This is a genomic window from Streptomyces sp. Sge12, assembly GCF_002080455.1.
In the GTDB taxonomy this organism is placed as follows: domain Bacteria; phylum Actinomycetota; class Actinomycetes; order Streptomycetales; family Streptomycetaceae; genus Streptomyces.
Window position 1 is genome coordinate 4,263,212 of the sequence record NZ_CP020555.1, and the last position, 19,289, is coordinate 4,282,500.

General features: G+C 75.1%; 12 protein-coding genes (1 of these 12 cut by a window edge). 5 read left to right on the plus strand and 7 right to left on the minus strand.

Translation table 11 applies throughout. The features are described from left to right. Nucleotides 1–2 precede the first annotated feature (2 nt). From trmB to B6R96_RS19100, 3 genes are all read right to left on the minus strand, one after another. Nucleotides 3–749, minus strand: coding sequence for a tRNA (guanosine(46)-N7)-methyltransferase TrmB (gene trmB / locus B6R96_RS19090; RefSeq protein WP_234432038.1), 747 nt, complete (start codon nucleotides 747–749; stop codon nucleotides 3–5). A gap of 140 nt (nucleotides 750–889) precedes the next feature. Further along, nucleotides 890–2,122, minus strand: coding sequence for an L-2-hydroxyglutarate oxidase (gene lhgO, locus B6R96_RS19095; RefSeq protein WP_199918084.1), 1,233 nt, complete (start codon nucleotides 2,120–2,122; stop codon nucleotides 890–892). Nucleotides 2,123–2,166: 44 nt separating this feature from the next. Further along, nucleotides 2,167–3,939 carry a sporulation protein gene (locus B6R96_RS19100; protein WP_081523034.1) on the minus strand — a complete coding sequence of 591 codons (1,773 nt, stop codon included), beginning with the start codon at nucleotides 3,937–3,939 and terminating at the stop codon, nucleotides 2,167–2,169. A gap of 630 nt (nucleotides 3,940–4,569) precedes the next feature. On the opposite strand from B6R96_RS19100, the gene B6R96_RS19105 reads away from it, so the two are divergent. Then, nucleotides 4,570–6,783, plus strand: a complete 2,214-nt coding sequence (locus B6R96_RS19105) for an asparagine synthase-related protein (RefSeq protein ID WP_234432037.1) — start codon at nucleotides 4,570–4,572, stop codon at nucleotides 6,781–6,783. A 100-nt stretch (nucleotides 6,784–6,883) separates the two neighbouring features. Here B6R96_RS19105 and B6R96_RS19110 read toward each other — a convergent pair whose 3' ends face one another. After that, the gene (locus B6R96_RS19110; protein WP_081523035.1) at nucleotides 6,884–8,158 is read right to left on the minus strand and encodes an MFS transporter; all 1,275 of its coding nucleotides are present in this window, start codon (nucleotides 8,156–8,158) and stop codon (nucleotides 6,884–6,886) included. Between the two features lie 146 nt (nucleotides 8,159–8,304). Between B6R96_RS19110 and B6R96_RS19115 the strand changes: the two genes are divergently transcribed. After that, nucleotides 8,305–8,811, plus strand: coding sequence for a MarR family winged helix-turn-helix transcriptional regulator (locus tag B6R96_RS19115; protein WP_081525155.1), 507 nt, complete (start codon nucleotides 8,305–8,307; stop codon nucleotides 8,809–8,811). A 47-nt stretch (nucleotides 8,812–8,858) separates the two neighbouring features. Then, nucleotides 8,859–12,176, plus strand: a complete 3,318-nt coding sequence (locus tag B6R96_RS19120) for an AfsR/SARP family transcriptional regulator (RefSeq protein WP_081523036.1) — start codon at nucleotides 8,859–8,861, stop codon at nucleotides 12,174–12,176. On the opposite strand, the gene B6R96_RS19125 is transcribed toward B6R96_RS19120, so the two are convergent. Together B6R96_RS19125 and B6R96_RS19130 are read right to left on the minus strand one after the other, a co-directional pair. After that, nucleotides 12,160–14,202, minus strand: coding sequence for a sigma-70 family RNA polymerase sigma factor (locus B6R96_RS19125; protein ID WP_081523037.1), 2,043 nt, complete (start codon nucleotides 14,200–14,202; stop codon nucleotides 12,160–12,162). The two genes, B6R96_RS19120 and B6R96_RS19125, sit on opposite strands and share 17 nt — an antisense overlap. A 148-nt stretch (nucleotides 14,203–14,350) precedes the next feature. Further along, nucleotides 14,351–15,124 (minus strand): TetR/AcrR family transcriptional regulator, encoded by a 774-nt coding sequence (locus tag B6R96_RS19130; RefSeq protein ID WP_081523038.1) that lies wholly within the window; start codon nucleotides 15,122–15,124, stop codon nucleotides 14,351–14,353. Between the two features lie 338 nt (nucleotides 15,125–15,462). On the opposite strand from B6R96_RS19130, the gene B6R96_RS19135 reads away from it, so the two are divergent. Both B6R96_RS19135 and B6R96_RS19140 read left to right on the plus strand, forming a co-directional pair. After that, nucleotides 15,463–16,881, plus strand: a complete 1,419-nt coding sequence (locus B6R96_RS19135) for an NAD(P)/FAD-dependent oxidoreductase (RefSeq protein WP_053705425.1) — start codon at nucleotides 15,463–15,465, stop codon at nucleotides 16,879–16,881. Between the two features lie 135 nt (nucleotides 16,882–17,016). Next, nucleotides 17,017–18,843, plus strand: a complete 1,827-nt coding sequence (locus B6R96_RS19140; RefSeq protein ID WP_081523039.1) for an ATP-binding SpoIIE family protein phosphatase — start codon at nucleotides 17,017–17,019, stop codon at nucleotides 18,841–18,843. An 81-nt stretch (nucleotides 18,844–18,924) separates the two neighbouring features. Here the strand turns inward: B6R96_RS19140 and B6R96_RS19145 are convergent, their stop codons facing one another. Next, nucleotides 18,925–19,289, minus strand: partial view of an MFS transporter gene (locus B6R96_RS19145; RefSeq protein WP_081525156.1) — the 3' portion only. The gene runs 940 nt beyond the window's last position; only the last 365 of its 1,305 coding nucleotides appear in the window; the start codon falls outside the window, past its right edge — the gene reads right to left on this strand; its stop codon occupies nucleotides 18,925–18,927.

Sequence of the window (19,289 nt, forward strand, 5' to 3'; positions counted from 1 at the left end):
TGTCAGTTCTCCCTGCGACGGAAGAGCAAGTCGTGTACGAGGTGGCCCTTGTCGAGGCCCTGGCCCTCGAAGCGGGTGAGCGGCCGGAACGCGGGGCGCGGCGAGAAGCCGCCGTCGGGCTGCGTGTTCTCGAAGTCCGGGTGCGCGGTGAGCACTTCGAGCATCTGCTCGGCGTACGGCTCCCAGTCGGTGGCGCAGTGCAGTACGGCCCCGGGCGCCAGGCGGGTGGCGGCCAGCGTCAGGAACTCGGGCTGGATCAGCCGGCGCTTGTGGTGGCGGGCCTTGGGCCACGGGTCCGGGAAGTACACGCGCATACCGGCGAGGGAGTCGGGCGGCAGCATCTCGCGGAGCAGGATGATGGCGTCGCCGTTGGCCACCCGGATGTTGGTCATGCCGCCGCGCTCGGCGAGGGCGAGGAGGTTGCCCTGCCCGGGGGTGTGCACGTCGGCGGCGAGGATTCCGGTGCCGGGGTCGTCGGCGGCCATCTGGGCCGTGGCCTCGCCCATGCCGAAGCCGATCTCCAGGACGACCGGGAGGCCGTCGAAGAGTGCCTTGAGGTCGATGACCTCGTGGCCGTCGATGTCCAGGCCCCAGGTGCCCCACAGGCGCTTCAGGGCCTCGCCCTGGCCGGTGGTGACCCGGCTGCGACGGGGCTGGAAGCTCCGGATCCGCCGCTCGTGGTGCGAGCCGGCCGGGTCCGGCGCGGGCCCGTCGGGGAAGCGGGGCTCGGTGCGCCACTTGGGCGGCACGTACGAATTCGCCTCCGGCGCGGCGTCCGGGAGGCGGGGCGACTGGGGGTTCAGGGACTCAGACACAATGCGCTGATTCTACGACGGGGGGTGCGGGAGCCGCCGCGCGAGCGGCTCCCGCACCGTCCCCGGAGCAGTGCTCAGGCCGAGCCGAGGGTCCGCAGGGCCCGGGTCGCGATCTCACGGCCGATCGGCAGCGAAGCCGTGGCCGCGGGCGAGGGGGCGTTGAGGACGTGGACCGTGCGCGGGGCGTCACGGATCAGGAAGTCGTCCACCAGCGTGCCGTCCCGCAGCACGGCCTGCGCGCGGACGCCGGCCGCGGCGGGGTGCAGGTCCGCGGAGGTGACGGCCGGCAGCAGGCGCCGTACCGCCCGGGTGAAGGCCTGCTTCGACAGCGAGCGGTGGATCTCGCCCGTCCCGTACCGCCAGTGCCGGGCGGCCATCCGCCAGGATCCCGGCCAGGCGAGCTCGTCCGCGATGTCCCGGGGCCGCACCGTCGACCAGGCGTAGCCCTCGCGGGCCAGCGCGGGCACGGCATTGGGCCCGACGTGGACGCCGCCGCCGATGCCCCGGGTCAGGTGCACCCCGAGGAAGGGGAACGCCGGGTCGGGCACCGGGTAGACCAGCCCGCGGACCAGTTCGGGGCGGGCCAGGTCGTAGTACTCGCCGCGGAACGGGACGATCCGCATGCCCGGGTCGTCCCCGGCCAGGCGGGCGATCCGGTCGCACTGGAGGCCCGCGCAGTTCACCAGCACCCGGGCCCGGACCACCAGCCCGGACGTGGTGCGCACGGCCACGGCCGAGGCCCGGCGGGAGATCAGGTCGACCGCGCCGCCGTAGACGATCTCCGCGCCCGAGGACTCCGCCAGCTGGGCCGTCACCCTGCCGTAGTCCACGATGCCGGTGCTGCCGACGTGAATCGCGGCGAGCCCCCGCACCTGCGGTTCGTACTCCGTGATCTGCGCCGGGCCCAGCTCGCGCACCGGGATGCCGTTCTCCCGGCCGCGCTGGACCAGGGCGTGCAGCCGCGGCAGCTCCTCCCGCTCCGTGGCGACGATCAGCTTGCCCGTCACCTCGTGCGGGATCCCGTGCTCCGCGCAGAACTTGACCATCTCGGCGGCCCCGCTCACCGCGAAGCGCGCCTTCAGGGAGCCCGGGCGGTAGTAGATCCCGCTGTGGATCACCCCGCTGTTGCGGCCCGTCTGGTGCCGGGCCGGACCCGACTCCTTCTCCAGGACCACGACCCTGGTCCCCGGAGCCAGGCGCGACAAAGCATGCGCCGTCGACAGGCCGACGATCCCGCCGCCGATCACCAGCACATCGCAGTCCACGCCGCCACCCACGCTGACACCTCCCACCCCTGCATACTGCACCCCGGCACCGACAACGCGGCCACGCGGCCCCCGGAAGACGGGTCCTACGCCGGCGCCACCAACAGCGGCCGGGCCCGCTCCCTCAGCTCCGCCACACGCGGCTCGTCCCCGTACGGTTCCAGGCGGTGCAGCAGGTCCCGTACGTATTCGGTCGTCCGTGCCGAGGAGATCCGGCCCGCCACCTCCACCGCCCGGGTGCCCGCCGCGCACGCCGCGTCGAGGTTGCCCGACTCCAGCTCGGCGACCGCGCTCACCACCAGCCGCAGCCCGTGGGACCGTACGTACTCCTCGGTGGGCCGGGACAGGGCCTGTTCGGTGAAGCGCCGCACCTGCCGGGGCAGTTTGAGGTCCCGGTAGCACTCGGCGGCATCCGCCGCGAAACGGTCGTACGAGTAGAAACCCAGCCAGGTCGGATCCGGATCGCCCGCTCGGGACCGCTCCAGCCAGCCCTCCGCCGCCCGCAGCGCCGCCCCGGCGGCCGCCGAATCGCCCGCCTTCGCGTGCGCCCGCGCCTCGACCAGCCGGAAGAAGCTCATGGTGCGGGCGGTGGCCAGGCCCCGGTTGCGCTCCACGGCCGCCTGCGCGAGGTCCACGCCCTCGTCGGGGAAGTCCCGGTAGGTCGCCTGCAGCGACATCGAGGCCAGCACGTAACCGCCCAGCGGTACGTCCGCGGCCGCGCGGGCGAGCCGCAGCGCCTGGATGTAGTAGCGCTGCGCCGCCTCCTGCTGCCCGGTGTCGAAGGCCATCCACCCGGCCAGCCGGGTCAGTTCGGCGGTCGCACCGAACAGCGCGCGGCCCACCTCGTCGGTGTACGAGCCGAGCAGGAGCGGCGCCGCGTCCACCCGCAGGCATTCGGGGACCATCGACGAACGCCAGTCCCCGCCGCCGTACTTGGAGTCCCAGCGGCGCGCGTCCTCGGCCGCCTCGCGCAGCTTCGTCACATCGCTGTGGCCCACCCGCTGCCCGTGGTCGCGCGGCGTTTCGGCGCCGGTCTGGGCGGGCACAACGGTGGACGGCGGGCCGGACGCCGGGCCTGCCGCCGGGCTCGCCGCCGAGCCGGTCGCCGGACCTGTCATCGAGCCTGTCATCGGGCCCGTCGCCGGTCCGGTCGTGCGGCCGTCCGGAACGGACCGGGGACCTGCCGCCGTCGCCTCGTGCGCCGGCGCGTCATGAGCCGAGGAGGTCGCGGATACGGGGCTCTGGACCATGGAGTGCTGCGCCGCGGGTTCGTCCGCCGCGGAGGTGCCCGCCGCCGAGGCGCCCGTCGCAGAGGTGTCCGCCGTACCGGCGGTGGAGTCGTGCGCCGGGTGACGGTCCGCGCGGTGCGCAGCCGAGCCCGCCGGTTCGCGGGCCACCGAGCTGTCGGCGGGAGATATCAGCCAGCGCGAGGCGGGCGTCGCGTAGGCCGCCACGGAGAAGGAGCCCGCGAGCGATTGCCAGATCCCGCCACCGCCGCGGCGTCCGGCGAGGTCGAGCCGGTAGAGGTCGGTGGCCGAGCGCACCGCCGCGCCCACGTCGCGCGGGAAGGCCAGGCCGACCTCGGGCGCGGGATCCGCGTCCGCCAGCCCGATCTCGTGCAGCGGTACCGGCCGCCCCAGCTTCGCGCCGATGGCGGCGGCGATCAGATGCGGGGCGGCGCCCTGGGGCACCATCCCCTTCGACACCCACCGGGCCACCGACGTCTTGTCGTACCGGAGCGTCAGGCCGCGCTGCGCGCCGAGGTCGTTGACCCGCCGGGCCAGCCCGGCGTTGCTGATGCCCGCGAGGGCGAGGACGGCGCCGAGCTTCTCATTGGGCTCGCGGAGCTCCCTGGACATGCGCCACCCCTCGTCACACGCGGAACGCAGACGCCGCCGGGGCATAGGCGCCCGGCATTTCGTAAACCCAGCGTAGTTCCCCGCCTCCCAAGCGTTAAGGCCCTTACTTCCGTATGGCGGGATTGTTGTCCGTTTGCACAGTCCGCCCCGGACCCACAGGCGGGGCGCACGTGTCATCGCGTGCTCCGTCCGTGTGGCCGTGCGCCCGCCCGTGCGCTCTGGCCGGTCCCGGGACCCGGCGATTCGATGTGCGGTGCGTGGGTCGGCCCGCCGCCTGGACCGGGCGGGTCGGGGGATGCCGCTGCCTCAATCCCCGCGGGTGGCGGAACGGGCCGGGGGGCGGATTCCGCCTCCCGGACCGCGCCCCCGCGGTGAGCGCCGGCCGCCCGCGACGGCTCTTCCGGCAGCCGAAGAATGGCTGAAAGCGACCTATGGGGCGGTGGGAACGGAACGCCAAATACCGCGTGGCCGGGGCGTGTTCCTTTGCGTGTGCGCCCCCTTTAACCACTCTCGCACGCCTGTCCCGTGGCAGCATGGACCCCGAGCCACCCGGGGTCCCGCGGCCGCGCGCCCAGCGCCGTCCGTCCTGCCTGTGCCCCGGTCATGTGCCCACGGGCTGGGGAGGCGGCGGTGCGCTGGTTGGTGGGTTGGAGCAGTATCGCCGCGAGCTTCGGCACGGCCGGACGGATCTCCGGACAGGGCCTGGGCCAGGGCCCCGGCCAAGGCTCCGGCCAGGGCGGATACGGCGACGGCGGCGCGCCCCTGCGCGGCGGGATCGCGGACGCCGCCCACCCCGGCGACCCGGGCGCGGACGCGGAACGCACCGTCCACCCCGTCGGCGCCCAGCTGCTCTGGGGCGACCCCGACCCCCTCTGGGCCGTCGGCGACTGGCGCCCCGACGAGATCCGCACCCTCACCGCCGACCCCGCCGACCCCTTCACCCGGCTCGCGGTCCTCGGCTGCTGCGGTGCCACCGACGCCGAACTGCGCCGCGCCCTCTACGCCGCCCGCGGCGGCGCGCTGCGCCACCTCACCCAGTGGTCCGGCAGCTACACCGCCGTCGTCCAGGCCGGCCGCCGGATCACCGTCCTCGGCGACCTCGCCGGCGCCCGGCCCGTCTTCTACACCCCGTGGGCGAGCGGCACGGCGTACGCCACCGCCGCCCTCCCGCTCGCCGACCTCATCGAGGCGCAGCTCGACATCGGCCACCTCGCGGCCCTGCTGGCCTGCCCCGACAGTCCCGAGGCGCTGGGCGACGGCACACCGTACGCCGGGGTGCGGCGCATCCCGCCCGGGCACGCGCTCATCCTGCGCGAGGGCTCCCGCGAGATCACCGGCTACGAGCAGGTCGCCTCGCTGGCGGTGGCCGCCCCCGAGGCCGATGCCGAACGGGCGGTGGAGGGCGTACGGGAAGCGTTGGTGGATGCCGTGCGCGCCCGGCTCACGGCTCCGCGGCATGCTCCCGACGCAGCCCCGCCGTACGATCCCGGCCCCGTGCCCGGAATGGGCCCCGCCGACCGGCGGGCCGCGCGCGGCGCTCCCGCCCCCGGGGTGGGCGCCGACCTCTCCGGCGGCAGCGCCTCCGCGACGCTGGCGCTGCTGGCCGCCGGCCTGCCGGGCGCCCCGGGCACCCTGCTGAGCCCCGCCGGGGCGCGGCTGCTGGCCGTCACCTTCAACGACCTGGCCACCCCGCAGGGGCGCGAGGCCGAACTGGAACGGGCCAGGGCCATCGCGGCCGACCCGCGCCTGCACCACGTCGTGGTGGCCGCCGCCGCGGAGGCCCTCCCGTACGCCGAACTCGACGGCCCGCTCACCGACGAACCCGGCCCCTCGCTGGTCTTCGCGGCCCGTGAGCGGCGCCGCCTGGCGGCCGGCTCGGCCGACCACTTCACCGGCCACGGAGCCCGCCAGGTGCTCGACGCCCACCCGGCGCGGATGGCCGACCTGCTGCTGGACCGGCGGCGGCGGCACCTGCTGCGCCCGGTGGCGGCACTGGCCCGTTCGGCCTCGGCCTCCGGAGCCTCCGGGGAGTCCCTGCTGGTCCCGCTCACGGTGTACTCGGCAGCCCGAAGACTTGCCCGTACGACGTACCGCGCGGGCATGGAGGCCGCCGCGGCCCGGCTCCGCGAGGGCGGGGTCCCCGAGCGCACCACCGGTCCGGTGGACGCTTCCCTCGCCGCCCTCACCTGGTCCCGCCCGGGCCCGGCGGCGGGCTGGCTCACGGGGGAGGCACTGGCGGAAGTATCGATCCGTCTGACCGTCGCCGCAGGACGGCCCCCGCTGTCGCTGCGGCCGGGGGAGGCCCGCGCCCGTTCGCTGCTCGCCCGCCACGCCGCTGACCACCGGGTCTTCGAGCAGGCCGTGGAGGTCCGCAGCCAGCGCCTGCACGCCCCCTTCCTGGACAACCAGGTCGTACGCGCCGCACGCGCGCTGCCCGAGTCGCTGCGGGTCCAGCCCGGGGCCCGGGCCGCGATTCTGCGCAGCGTCCTGTCCTCGGCGGGGGTGCGGGAGTTCCCGCCGGGCTGGGGCGCCACGGACCGTACGCCGAACGAGACGGCGACCCGGCTGGGGCTGCGCGCCGCCCTGGGCGACCTGCTGGACCTGTTCGCCTCGCCGCTGCTCGCGGACGCCGGGCTGATCGAGGCCCGGGTGGTGCGGCAGGCCCTGCTCGACGCGGCGGACGGACGTCCGGTCCCGCTGGACGGGCTCGCCGAACTCGTCTCCATGGAGCTGTGGTTGCGCCGTCTGCTGGCCCGGCGCGGCACCTGCTGGACGGGTACGTCCACGGCGCGGCGCCGGGCGGTGCCCGAGGGAGTTCCCGTGCACCGGCCAGCGCTGTCCTGAAGGTCCCGACGGTCCTGAAGGTCCCGAGCGTCCTGACGGTCCTGACCGCCTTGGGGGCCCCGACGGCCCTCGCGGCCCCGGTGGCCGGGGCCGGTCCGGCTCAGGCGGCGAGCACCAGGGCGGTCGCGAGCGCCGGGCCGAACGCCCCGCCCAGCTGGTAGCAGAGGGCGAACAGGCCGATGGCCGTGGGGCGCTGGGGGTCGGGCGCGCTCGACGCGGCGTGCATCGACAGCACGGCGTTGGCCCCGGTCGCCGCGAACACCCCGCCCATGGTGGCGGCCAGCAGCAGCGGGCCCCGGTCCGCGAACGCCGCGGTCGCCGCGGCCAGCGCGCCGGCGCCGAGCAGCACCGCGCGGACGGCCGTCCGGCTCATGCGCGCCGAGGCCGTGGCGAGCAGCCAGGACAGCGCGGACCCGGTGAGCAGGGCCACCAGCTGCCCGGTGCCCGCGGTGGCCACGTCCCAGCCCGCCCGGTCGGCGAGCAGCCGGGGTACGGAGAACAGCAGGGTGAAGTACGAGCCCGAGAGCACGAGCGCGAGGAGTGCGGAGCCGAGGAAGAGCGGCTTGCGGATCAGCGCGGCCGGGACGAACCCGTCGGGGCGCCGCCGTACGTGGAGCGTGAGCAGCGCGGCGGCGAGGGCCGCGACGCCGAGGGCGGCGCCCGCTGCGTGGGGCAGCAGGACCAGGCCGGTGGCGAGCGCCGCCAGCAGCGCTGCGCCGCGGGCGTCGAACCGGTCCTGCGGGGTCGGGGTGGCCGTCGGGGCCGCCGCGTACCGGCTCACCGCCGGCACCGCCAGGATCGCGATCACGGAGACGGAGAGCGAGAGGCGCCAGGAGACGGCCTGTGCCAGCTGTGCGCCGAGCAGCGGGCCGCAGGCGCCCAGGATGCCGAAGCCCGCGCTGATCACGCCCATCCGGCGGGCCGAGCCGGCCAGGCTCATCGCGACCGCCGCCAGACCGGCGCCGCCGGCGGCCTGGGTGGCCCGCCCGGCGAGGGTGAGCGGCAGCCAGGGGGAGGCGGCGACGAGGAGGGTGCCGACGACGAGGAGGGCGCCGGCCGAGCGGAGCGCCGTCCGCAGGCCCCGGCGGCGCAGCAGTCCGGCCAGCAGCGGGGTGGCGACGGCCATGGCCCAGGCGTAGGCGGCGACGAGCCAGCCGGCGGTGGAAGCGCTCACCCCGAGGGCGCGGGCCATGTCCGGAAGGATCAGGACGGGGGCGTTGGCCCCGGCGGCCATGGGGGTGGCCAGCAGGGCGAGCCAGAGCACGGGGACGGGGCCGACCCGGGCGGCGGAGCCGGCCGTGGGGGTGGCGGCTGCGGAGCCGGCGGTGGCGGTTGGGGCCTCGGGTGCGGCCCGGTTGGCGGCGGTAGTGGTCATGGTGGCGCCCGCTCCGATCCATCTCAATGCTCAGAATCTCAACGTTGAGATAAAAACAGCCAGTCATCTCAACGTCAAGTGTCTCAACGTTGAGATATCCTCCCGGGGGTGGGGTGCGAGGGACGCGAGCGATGGAGGAACACGTCATGAGCGACGCAGTGGACGCGATCGTCGGCCAGTGGACGGCGGAGCGCCCCGATCTGGCGGCCGGCCTGTGGCCCGTGGAGGTGATGGCCCGCATCCAGCGGATGAACCGCGTCATCGACAGGCACCAGAAGGCCTTCGCGGCCGAGAACGACCTGGAGCTGGGCGAGCTCGACATCCTCTTCACGCTCTGTCGCTCCGGCCCGCCGTACGCGCTCACCGCCGGCGCCCTCATCCCGGCCGCCATGGTGACCTCCGGCGCGATCACCAACCGCATCGACCGCATGGAGGCCAAGGGCCTGGTCGAGCGGATCCGGGACGGCCAGGACCGACGCACGGTCCGCATCCGGCTGACCGAACGGAGCCTCGCGCTCACCGAGTCGATGATCACCGAGCACCTGCGCCGTTACGCCGAGATGCTCGCCCCGCTCGACCCCGCCACCTGCGCCTCCGTCGCCCAGGCCCTGCGGACCCTCCTGGAGGCCCACGGGGACACCTCGATCACCTGAGGCCCGCCCCGCCCCCACCACCCGAACGAGCCAGGCAGAATTGCCCGGTGCGGTATCTCATCCTGGGCGTCACCGAGGCGCGCGACGAGACCGGCGCCCCCCTTCCCGTCGGCGGCGCCCGCCTGCGCGCGCTCCTCGCCGCCCTCGCCCTCCGGGCCGGGCGCGCGGCCTCCGTCGCCGAACTCGTCGACGACATCTGGGGCGACGACCCGCCGCAGGACGCCCCCGCCGCCCTCCAGGCCCTCGTCGCCCGGCTCCGCCGCGCCCTCGGCGGCCGCGACAGCATCCACTCCGCCCCCACCGGCGGCTACCTCCTGGCCGCCGCCCGCGAGGACATCGACCTGCACCGGTTCGACCGGCTGGCGGTCCGGGGCGGCCAGGAACTGTCCACCGACCCCGAGGCCGCCGCCCGCACCCTGCGCACCGCCCTCGCGCTCTGGCGCGGACCCGCCCTCGCCGACCTGCCCGAGCCCGCCCGCGCAGCCCGTGCGGCCGTCGCCGAGGCCCGGCGCTCCGGCGCCGTCCGCCAGCGCATCGAGGCGGACCTGCGCAGCGGCGCCACCGCCCCGGCGACACTCCTGCCCGAGATCGAGACCCTGATCCAGGAGTCTCCGTACGACGAAACACTGCGCGCGCAGCAGCTCCGGGCCCTGCGCGCCGCCGGCCGCCCGGCCGATGCCCTCGCCGCGTACGAGGCCACGCGGCGCGCCCTCGCCGACGGACTGGGCACCGATCCCGGCCCGGAACTCGCCGCCCTGCACGCGGAACTCCTCCACCCGCAGGCACCGCCGCCGCAGCCGGAGCAGCCGTCACAGCCGGTGCCCGAGGCCCGGTCCGAGGCCCGGTCCGAGGCCCGGTCCGAGGCCCGGTCCGAAGCCCGGCCCGAAGCCCGGCCCGAGGTCCTCCGCGGGAACCTCCGCCCCCGCCTGACCTCCTTCGTCGGCCGCGAGCCCGAACTCGCCGCCCTCCACACCGACCTGTCCCGGCTGCGCCTCATCACCCTCACCGGCCCCGGCGGTTCGGGAAAGACCCGCCTCGCCGAACACGCCGCCGCTGCCCACCACGAAGCCGGCTGGATCGTCGAACTCGCCCGCCTGGACCACCCCGCTGCCGTTCCCGGCGCCGTCCTCAGCGCCCTCGGCCTGCGCGAGAGCTCCCTCGTCGCCCGCGAGGCCCCGACCCCGGCCGCCACCGACCCCACCTCGCGCCTCATCGAACACTGCGCCCACCGCCGCCTGCTCCTCGTCCTCGACAACTGCGAGCACGTCATCGGAGCCGCCGCCGAGCTCGCCGAACGCCTCCTCACGCACTGCCCGGGCGTCCGGATCCTGGCCACCAGCCGCGAACCCCTCGGCGTCCCGGGCGAGACGGTCCGCCCCGTCGAGCCCCTGCCGCCCGCCCCGGCGCACCGGCTCTTCGCCGACCGCGGCGCCGCCGCCCGCCCCGGCCTCCGCCCCACCGAGGAGGACCCGGCCGCCGTCGCCGAGATCTGCGCCCGCCTCGACGGGCTGCCGCTCGCGATCGAGCTGGCCGCGGCCCGGCTGCGGCTGCTCACCCCGCGGCAGATCGCGGACCGCCTCGACGACCGCTTCCGGCTGCTGACCAGCGGCAGCCGTACGGTCCTGCCCCGCCAGCAGACGCTGCGCGCCGTCGTCGACTGGTCCTGGGACCTCCTCGACGAGGCCGAACGCACCGTCCTGCGCCGGCTGTCCGTCTTCGCCGGCGGTTGCGACCTCGCCGCGGCCGAGGCCGTCTGCGCCGACCCCCACGACCCGGCCCCCTACGACGCCGCCGACATCCTCGGCTCCCTCGTCGACAAGTCCCTCGTCCTGGCCGAGCCCGACGAGGACCACGGCATGCGCTACCGCATGCTCGAAACCATCCACGAGTACGCCGGCGAGCGCGCCGCCGCCCACCCGGCCGACGCCCGGGACACCGCCCGCCGCCACGCCGCCCACTACCTCGCCTTCGCCGAGGAAGCCGAACCCCTCATCCGCTCCGCCGCCCAGCTCCCCTGGATCCGGCGCGTCGAGACCGAACTCGACAACCTCCGCGCCGCCCTCCACACCAGCGCGGTCGAGGACGCCGACACCGAAGCCGCCCAGCGCCTCGTCTTCGCCCTGGGCTGGTTCTGGTGGCTGCGCAACTACCGCGCCGAAGGCGCCGAGTGGACCACCCGGATCCTCGCCCTCACCCCCGACATCCCCGCCGAGGGCACCCCCGCCTACTGGCGCTTCATGCGCCTCCAGGTCCTCGACATGTTCCTGCTCGCGGAGAGCAACTCCGCCGACCGGTTCCGCACCCCCGCCTACCAGGACCTCGCCGCCCACATCAAGGACACCTTCCGCCACGGCTCACCCGAGACCACCCGCTTCCCGGGGATGCTCTGGCCCGCGACGTCCTTCCTCACCGGCACCGCCCTCGAGTTCCACGCCGACCTCGACCGTTCCGTCGCCAACTGCCGTGCGCACGCCGGTGAATGGGAACTCGGCATCGTCCTCATGCTCCGCGCCCACGTCGCCATCGACGTCACCGGCGGCCTGGCGGCCGTCGACGCCGACCTCGCCGAGCTGCACGAGATCGCCCACCGGGTCGGCGACCGCTGGACCCGTGCCCAGGTGGCGAGCGCCGCCGGGGAGGTCGCCCTCTCGCGCGGCCGGTACGCCGACGCCCGCGTCGAGTACGAGGAGTGCCTGCGCCTCGCCCGCGAGGTCGGGGCCAGCGTGGAGGCGCCCTTCGCCATCGCCCGGATCGCCGAGACCGCCTACTGCGCCGGGGACCTCGACGACGCCGAAAAGCTCCTGGCGGAGGCCGCCAGGGCGTCCGACCGCTTCGGCGGGGTGTACGACGTCGCCACCTTCGCCGGGCTCCTTTCCGCACTCGTCGCCCTCCAGCGCGGTGACGCCGCCGGGGCCCGCAGGGAGTGCGACCGAGCCCGCGCCGAGGCCGAACGGATCACCGTGCCGGCACAGCTCACCGCCGGGCTGGACACCGTCGACGCCGTCCTGACCGGCCGCGAACAGGGTCCGGCAGCCGGCCTGGCCAGGATCGGGCCCGCGCTCGCCGCCGCCGTCACCGCCCGCTGCGCCGAACGCATCCTCGCCGGCATGGCCGAGGCGGCAGCCATGCTGCTGGCCGACGCGGACCTGCCGGCCGAGGCCGTACGGTCCCTGGCGGCGGCCACCGCCTGGCGTGCGGGCCATCCGCGCTCGGTGCCGGAGCGCGACGCGGTGGACGGCCTGCCGGAGCGGACCCGCGCCCTGCTCGGCGCCGACCGGCACCGCCGGGAGGAGGCGGCCGGCGCGGCGCTCACCCCGGCGGCGCTGGCCGCAACGCTGACGGCGGAGTTCAGCGGCAGCCGATGACGGCGTCCGCCCAGCTGGCCAGCGTCGGCAGACTGCCCGGCCCGGCCCGCTCGACCACCAGCCGCAGGGACTTGCGCCCGGCGAGGGAGACCTGAACGGCCGCGGGCGGGTCCCCGAGGCCGAGCGCCCCGGACTGCCACACCCGCTGCCCGTCGGCGTATACGGAGAACCGCACCGCGCCGTCGGTGAACACGGACAGGCCGTCCACCCCGGCCTGCGCCGAGAAGCTCGTGCACTGCCGGTTGAGGGCGATCTCCACCGAGGAGCGCGAGTTCACCGTGATGCCGTGGGCGAACCGCCGGCCGCCCACCTCCAGCCCCCGGCGCTGCCACACCCAGCTGCTGCGCCAGGTCTGCAGCTCCGGGCCGCTGTGGTCCCCGTACGCCGAGTGCGCGAGCGCGGCCAGCGGGAAGCCCTGCGGCGGCTTCGGGGCCGGTGACGGCGGCGTCGGCGTCGGCTTCGGCGAGGGCCGGACCGGGGACGGCGTGGGCGAGGCCTTCTCCCGGCTCGGGGAGGGCGACGGCGACGAGGAGGGCGAGGGCGCGGGAGCGGCGGAGACCGGCGCCGAGGGCGTCGGACCCGGCCGCGGCGCTACGGAGCCCCGCGGCGCCGGCACCTCCGGCGCGGGCGGCTGCGGCTCGGCCGACGGCGAGGCGGGTGCCTGTGGCGCCGCGGGCGCCGCGACCGTGGGCGCGGGCTTGGCCCGGGCCAGCGGCTCGGCATCGTCGCCGGTCAGCGCGAACACCACCCCGGCAGCGGCGGCCACCGCGATTCCGGCGGCGATGGCGGCCTTGGCCGGCAGCCCGAGCCCCTCGGCGGCCACGGCGCCCCCGCTCCCGCCGCCCGCCCCGGCGGCCCCGCCACCGGCGGCACCCGCCCCGGCGGAACCACCGGCGGCACCCGCCGTCCCGGCCGTCGCAGCTGTCCCGGCCGTTCCGGCGCCCGCGGCTGTTCCAGCGCCCGCGGTGGACCCGCCCGCGACGGCCGCCGCGGCCCCGGCCCCGCCCGCGGCGACGGCCCCACCGGCCAGCACCCCGGCGGCCTTGGCCGCGTACCCGGCGGCGAACCACCCGATGACCGCGACCGGAAGCAGCGCCGGAATGCCCGCATTGACGTCCTGGAGCTCCCCGGCCGCCAGCCGGCACTTCGCGCACTCCTCCAAGTGCTTGCGCAGCCCCCGCTCCGCCCGCATCCGCAGCCCGCCGCGCGCGTAGGCGCCCAGCCGGTCCGCGTACCGCGCGCAGTCGCCGCCCTCACTCAGCGCCGAACTCACATGCGCCTGCAGATAGGCCTGTTTGAGGCCCTCCCGGGCCCGACTGGCCAGCACCGCGGTCGCGTTGGCGCTCAGTCCGAACAGCGGCGCGATCGCACTCGGCGACGCCTCCTCGACGGTGGTGTGCCACAGCACGGCCTGCCACCGCTCGGGCAGGCTGCGGAAGGCCTGCATGGCCAGTGACTGCTCGGCCTCGTGCATCGCCCGCACGTCCGCGCCCAGTTCGAGCGTGTCGTCCCCGGACAGCCCGGACAGCCCCGCCCCGCTCTCCGCACCCGTGGAGGCCTGCTCGGCGAAGACGGCGAAGTCCTCGACGAGATGCTCCCGCTTGGCGGTCTTCGCCCAGGCGGCGGCCACCCTGCGCACGGTGGTCAGCAGGTAGGCCCGCACCGACTGGTCCGGCCCGGCCCCGCCCCGTACCGCCTGGAGGGTCCGCGCGAACACCTCGGCGGTCAGGTCGTCGGCGGTGTGCCCGTCCCGGCAGCAGGACCGCGCGTAGCGGCGCACGGAATCGGCATGACGACGGAACAGCTCCTCGTACGCACCGTCGTCACCGCCGCGCATCCGGGCGATCAAGTCCCCGTCGGACGGCGGCAGCTCGCTCCCGGCGCCTCCGGGTCCCGAAGGGCCCGAGGAGCGTGCGTGCCGCCCGCCCGGGCCGCGTTGCGCCGGCACCTGCCGGGCGGGCAGGCTGCCCGCCCCCACGTCGCTGCCGCCGCCACCGAGTGGCTCTTCCCGACCGTCAACGCTCATCGCGGAGACTCCCGCACGACACACTCAACCGGTCCACCGGTCAAGCGTGTCACACGGGGGACGGGCGCCGAACCCCTCGGCGCACCATCCACTCGTCCGGGCACATTCCGGCGAATCGCCCTACCGGGCCCTCACCGACCCGCCGAGGTCACGCGGTCCGGGACCGCAGCCCTTCGAGCAGGATGTCGAGCAGCCGGGTCGAAGCCGCCGCCTGCTGCGCCGGATCGGGCAGCGCCGGCGCCGCCGTCGCTATCACCAGCAGTACATCGGCCACCGTGACGTCGGCACGCAGCTCACCGGCCTCCCGTGCCCGGTGCACCAGCCGGCCGACGACCTCCAGCAGCGCGCCCGCACCCGCGTCGTCGGACGGCTCGTCCTCGAGCGAGGGGCGCGTGCCGCCGACCCGCAGGTCGAGAGCGCTGCCGCCCACCCCGGCCTGCCTCTGGTGCGGAACGCGCGCGGGCTCCGCCTCCTCGGCACCGTCCTCGACGGCCGAGCCGACCCGCAGCACCTGCGGCGGCAGCAGCCGCCCGGCGCCCGAGGCCACGGAGGTGCGCAGGAAGCGCGACAGCGCCTGCCACGGCTCCTCCTCCTGGCCCAGCGCGGCCTTGGCCTGCTCGGTCAGCCGGGTGGTCTCCTCCTCGGCTATCCGCCGCACCAGGACGTCCTTGCTCGGGAAGCGCCGGTACACGGTGCCGACGCCGACGCGGGCGCGGCGAGCCACGTCCTCCATCGGAGCCCCGTAACCGAGCTCGCCGAAGACCTCACGGGCCGCCCGCAGGACGTGCTCCAGATTGCGCTGGGCGTCGACGCGCAGCGGCGTGGACCGCCCTACGCCGTGCGTGGTGCTGCCCGCGATGCCGCGTCCGCTGCTCTCGACCGAGAGCGTGGTCGCAGAACCATGGAAATCGGAAATGTTCATATGTATCCCCCGGTAATCATTTGTCTCCCCCCGGAGACACTCCCCGCCTTCACGCCGAGGGGGCCACGGTCTCGGGCCCGGTCCTACTCCTCGACGAGATACGAACATAGTTGAGCCAGAGTCAATTCAGAAGAGGCAGCCCCGGACGGAGCACCGCCCGATCGGAGCATTCACCCCCATTTTTCCGGTCCAAGCCTCCGGAATCTCCCCCTCCGCACCGCCTGACCTGCACACTTTCGCCACGATCCGAGGTCCTCTTCCACCCCGTCCCAGGGCCACCTCCGGTCACACAATTTGTCGGGCCTGTGGACAAACTCCCAGCCACGTTGCGTCATGGGATGGTGAAGGCTGCTAACTCCCGGGGCACGGCCCCCGGTACCCCGCCCCGTACGCGCATCCTGATCGTCGGCGGCGGCTACGTCGGCATGTATACGGCTCTCCGCCTCCAGCGAAAGCTGAGAGCCGGCGAAGCCGAGGTCACGGTGGTCAGCGCCGAGCCCTACATGACGTACCAGCCCTTCCTCCCCGAAGCGGCCGCGGGCGCGATCTCCCCCCGCCACGTCGTGGTCCCGCTGCGCCGCGTCCTCGGCAAGTGCCGCATCGTCATCGGCGAGGCCCAGCGCATCGACCACGCCAAACGGACGGTGACCGTCAAAACCCTCGCCACCGCCGACGAGGGCACCGGCCCCGTCGAGATGGAGTACGACGAACTCGTCCTCGCCCCGGGCTCCATCTCCCGCACCCTCCCCGTCCCCGGACTCGCCGACTACGGCATCGGATTCAAAACGGTCGAAGAAGCCATCGGCCTGCGCAACCACGTGATCGAACAGATGGACATCGCCTCCTCCACCCGCGATCCCGCCCTCCGCGACGCCGCCCTCACCTTCGTCTTCGTCGGCGGCGGCTTCGCGGGCGTCGAGGCCCTCGGCGAGCTGGAGGACATGGCCCGTTACGCGGCGCGGTACTACCACAACATCAAGCCCGAGGACATGAAGTGGGTCCTCGTCGAAGCCAGCAACCGGATCCTCCCCGAGGTCGGCCCCGACATGGGCGTCTACACGATCCGCGAACTGCGCCGCCGCAACATCGACGTCCGTCTGGAGACCCGGCTCGAATCCTGCGAGGACCGCGTCGCCGTCCTCAGCGACGGCTCCCGCTTCCCCACCCGCACCGTCGTGTGGACCGCCGGCGTCAAACCGCACCCCATCCTGGCCGCCTCCGACCTCCCCAGGAACGAACACGGCCGCCTGTCCTGCACCGCCTTCCTCACCGTCGAAGGCGTCGAGCACGCCTGGGCCGCGGGGGACGCCGCCGCCGTCCCCGACATCACCGCGGCCGAGAAGGGCAGCGAGTGCGCCCCAAACGCCCAGCACGCGGTCCGCCAGGCCAAGGTCCTCGCCGACAACCTCCTCGCCGCCCTGCGCGACGAGGTCCTGACCGAGTACGCCCACAAGTACGCGGGCTCGGTCGCCTCCCTCGGCCTGCACCGCGGCGTCGCCCACATCTACGGCCGCAAGATCAAGGCCTACCCGGCCTGGTTCATGCACCGCGCCTACCACCTCAGCCGCGTCCCCAGCTTCAACCGCAAAATGCGCGTCCTTGCCGAATGGACCCTCTCGGGCCTCTTCAAGCGTGAGATCGTCTCCCTGGGTTCCCTCGAACACCCCAGGGCAGAATTCGAACTGGCCGCAGGCGGCGGCCCCAAGCCACCTTCCCCGCCCCCCGCCCCCAACCCCCCGCAGAACGGCCAGGGCTGACGTTGTCAGTGCGGTCGGCCACACTGGACGTGTGACCATAGGTGGGCTCACCCCTGCACAGAGTGACATCGTCCAGTCAGCGACCGCCCACGAGCGACACAGCGACCACTCGCGACACCACGAGGCTTGAACGCAGTGAACTTCACGCGCTGGAGCGCCCGGTTTCCCGGAACGCAGCGCCGCGCCGCCGCCCGGTCCGAACACGCCGCCGCCCAGGCCAAGCGGGGTGAAGGCGCCGTCCCGGCAGCCCGCGGCGGCCGCCCCGACCCCGGATCCGAGCGATCCGCGCCCGCCGACGGCCGGCCCACCGACCCCACGGTCAGCGGGACGGGCAGCGGCAGCGGCACCGGCAGCAGCAGTGGCACCGGTACCGGTACCGGCACGACTTCGGGTGCCGCCACGGCTCCGTCCCACGGGACGGGCCTGCTCACCGCCGTGCCCTCCCTCGACGAGCTCTCCGTACGCGAGGTCCTCGGCCGGCTCCCTGCCCTGGTCGCCCTCGTCCACGGCCCCGAGCACCGTGTCGCGTACGTCAACGACGCCTACACCTCCGGCTTCGGCGCCCGCACCCCCGGCGCCCCCGCCCACGAGGCCCTCCCCGAACTCGGCGAGCTCGGCCTCCTCCCGCTCCTCGACCAGGTCCAGCGCAGCGGCAAGTCCCGTACCGCCAAGAACCGCACCGCACCGGGCGGCGGCAGCTCGTACACCGTCACCTGCACCCCCGTCGAGTTCCCCAAGTCCGACACCGACGGCGAGCCCGACCCCCACCACACCGGCGTCCTGATCCACCTCGCCGACGTCACCGACCACGCCGAAGCCGTCGAACGGCTCCGCGCCAGCGAGCGCCGCCAGCGCGAGGCCGCCGTCACCCTCCAGCGCTCCCTGCTCCCCCAGGAACTGGAACAGCCCGACGACCTGCGCGTCGCCGCCACCTACCAGCCCGGCGGGACCGAGGCGGCCGTCGGCGGCGACTGGTACGACGTCATCACCCTCGGCGCCGGCCGCACCGCCCTCGTCATCGGCGACGTCATGGGCCGGGGCGTGCGCGCCGCCGCCGTCATGGGCCAGCTGCGCACCGCCGTCCGCGCCTACGCCCGCCTCGACCTCCCGCCGCACGAGGTGCTCCAGCTCCTCGACGGCCTCGCCGCCGAGATCGACGCCAGCCAGATCGCCACCTGCGTGTACGCCGTCCACGACCCCAACGAGGGCCTGCTCGCGTACGCCTCCGCAGGCCACCTCCCGATCCTGGTCCGAGACGAGGACGGCACCGTACGCAGAGCCGCCGACCCCACCGGCCCACCGCTCGGCACCGGCGGCTGGCTGCACACCTCGGGCACCATCGCGCTCGGCCCCGGCTCCACCGCCGTCCTCTACACCGACGGCCTGGTCGAACGCCGCGGTGAGGACATCGACGAAGGCGTCGCCGCCCTGGAACGCGCGCTCTCCGGCGCCCAGGGCACCCCGGCCGTCATCTGCGACCGCCTGATGCGCGCCCTCGGCGTGGACGCCGACCACGACGACGACGTCGCCGTGATGGTCCTCCAGCAGCCCGCCCGCACCGGATCGGACGCCGAGCTCTTCCACAACGCAGCCCTGGAACTCCTCGGCGGCATCGAAGCGGCCCCGCGCGCCCGCGCCTTCGCCCAGGGCGTCCTCGCCTCCTGGCGGTTCCCCGTCGAGCTCTGCGACCTCGGCGTGCTCGCCGCCAGCGAGCTCGTCGCGAACTCCCTCCAGCACGGCACCCCGCCCATGCGGCTGCGCCTGCGCCGCACCGACCGCCGGCTGATCATCGAGGTCACCGACGGGGACGACCACCTGCCGCGCCGCCGCCGTGCCGAACCGGCCGACGAGACCGGCCGCGGCATCTCGATCATCGCCACGATCGCCTCCTCCTGGGGCTCGCGCCGCACCCCGGGCGGCGGCAAGGCCGTCTGGTGCGAGTTCGCCCTGCCGGACAAGTAGCCGAAGAAGCAGGAAGGCCCCGATCCACCCGGACCGGGGCCTTCCTGCTTCCCGCACATATATACGTACGGTCATACGTTCCTACGCGTGCACGCGCTCCACGACGACCACGTCCTCGGCAGCAACCGCGGCGACGGGACCGCCCTGCGCCACGACCCGGCTCGCCATCCACGGGTTGTCCTGCATGGGGCTCAGCCGCCTGCCGAGCCGCAGCGCCAGCGCCGCGATCCCGAGCGAGACGAGCACGAAGATCCCGATGTAGAGCATCGGAACGCCCGCACCGAGCGGCACCCCGAGCGGTCCCAGCGCCAGCGCCATCTGCTTGACCAGCGCGAAGGCCGAGTTGTACTGGCCCACCGAGCCCTCGGGCGCCAGGTCGGCGACGAGCGGTGCCAGGGTCGGCGACAGCATGGCCTCGCCGATGCCGAACAGCGCGTACGTGGTGA

What these genes read in the sequence shown, in the direction of transcription:
- B6R96_RS19135 (WP_053705425.1), top strand. Translation starts at nt 15,463, where the DNA reads ATGGTGAAGGCTGCTAACTCCCGGGGCACGGCCCCCGGTACCCCGCCC.
- B6R96_RS19115 (WP_081525155.1), top strand. Translation starts at nt 8,305, where the DNA reads ATGAGCGACGCAGTGGACGCGATCGTCGGCCAGTGGACGGCGGAGCGC.
- B6R96_RS19125 (WP_081523037.1), bottom strand. Translation starts at nt 14,202, where the DNA reads ATGAGCGTTGACGGTCGGGAAGAGCCACTCGGTGGCGGCGGCAGCGAC.
- B6R96_RS19100 (WP_081523034.1), bottom strand. Translation starts at nt 3,939, where the DNA reads ATGTCCAGGGAGCTCCGCGAGCCCAATGAGAAGCTCGGCGCCGTCCTC.
- B6R96_RS19110 (WP_081523035.1), bottom strand. Translation starts at nt 8,158, where the DNA reads ATGACCACTACCGCCGCCAACCGGGCCGCACCCGAGGCCCCAACCGCC.
- B6R96_RS19130 (WP_081523038.1), bottom strand. Translation starts at nt 15,124, where the DNA reads ATGAACATTTCCGATTTCCATGGTTCTGCGACCACGCTCTCGGTCGAG.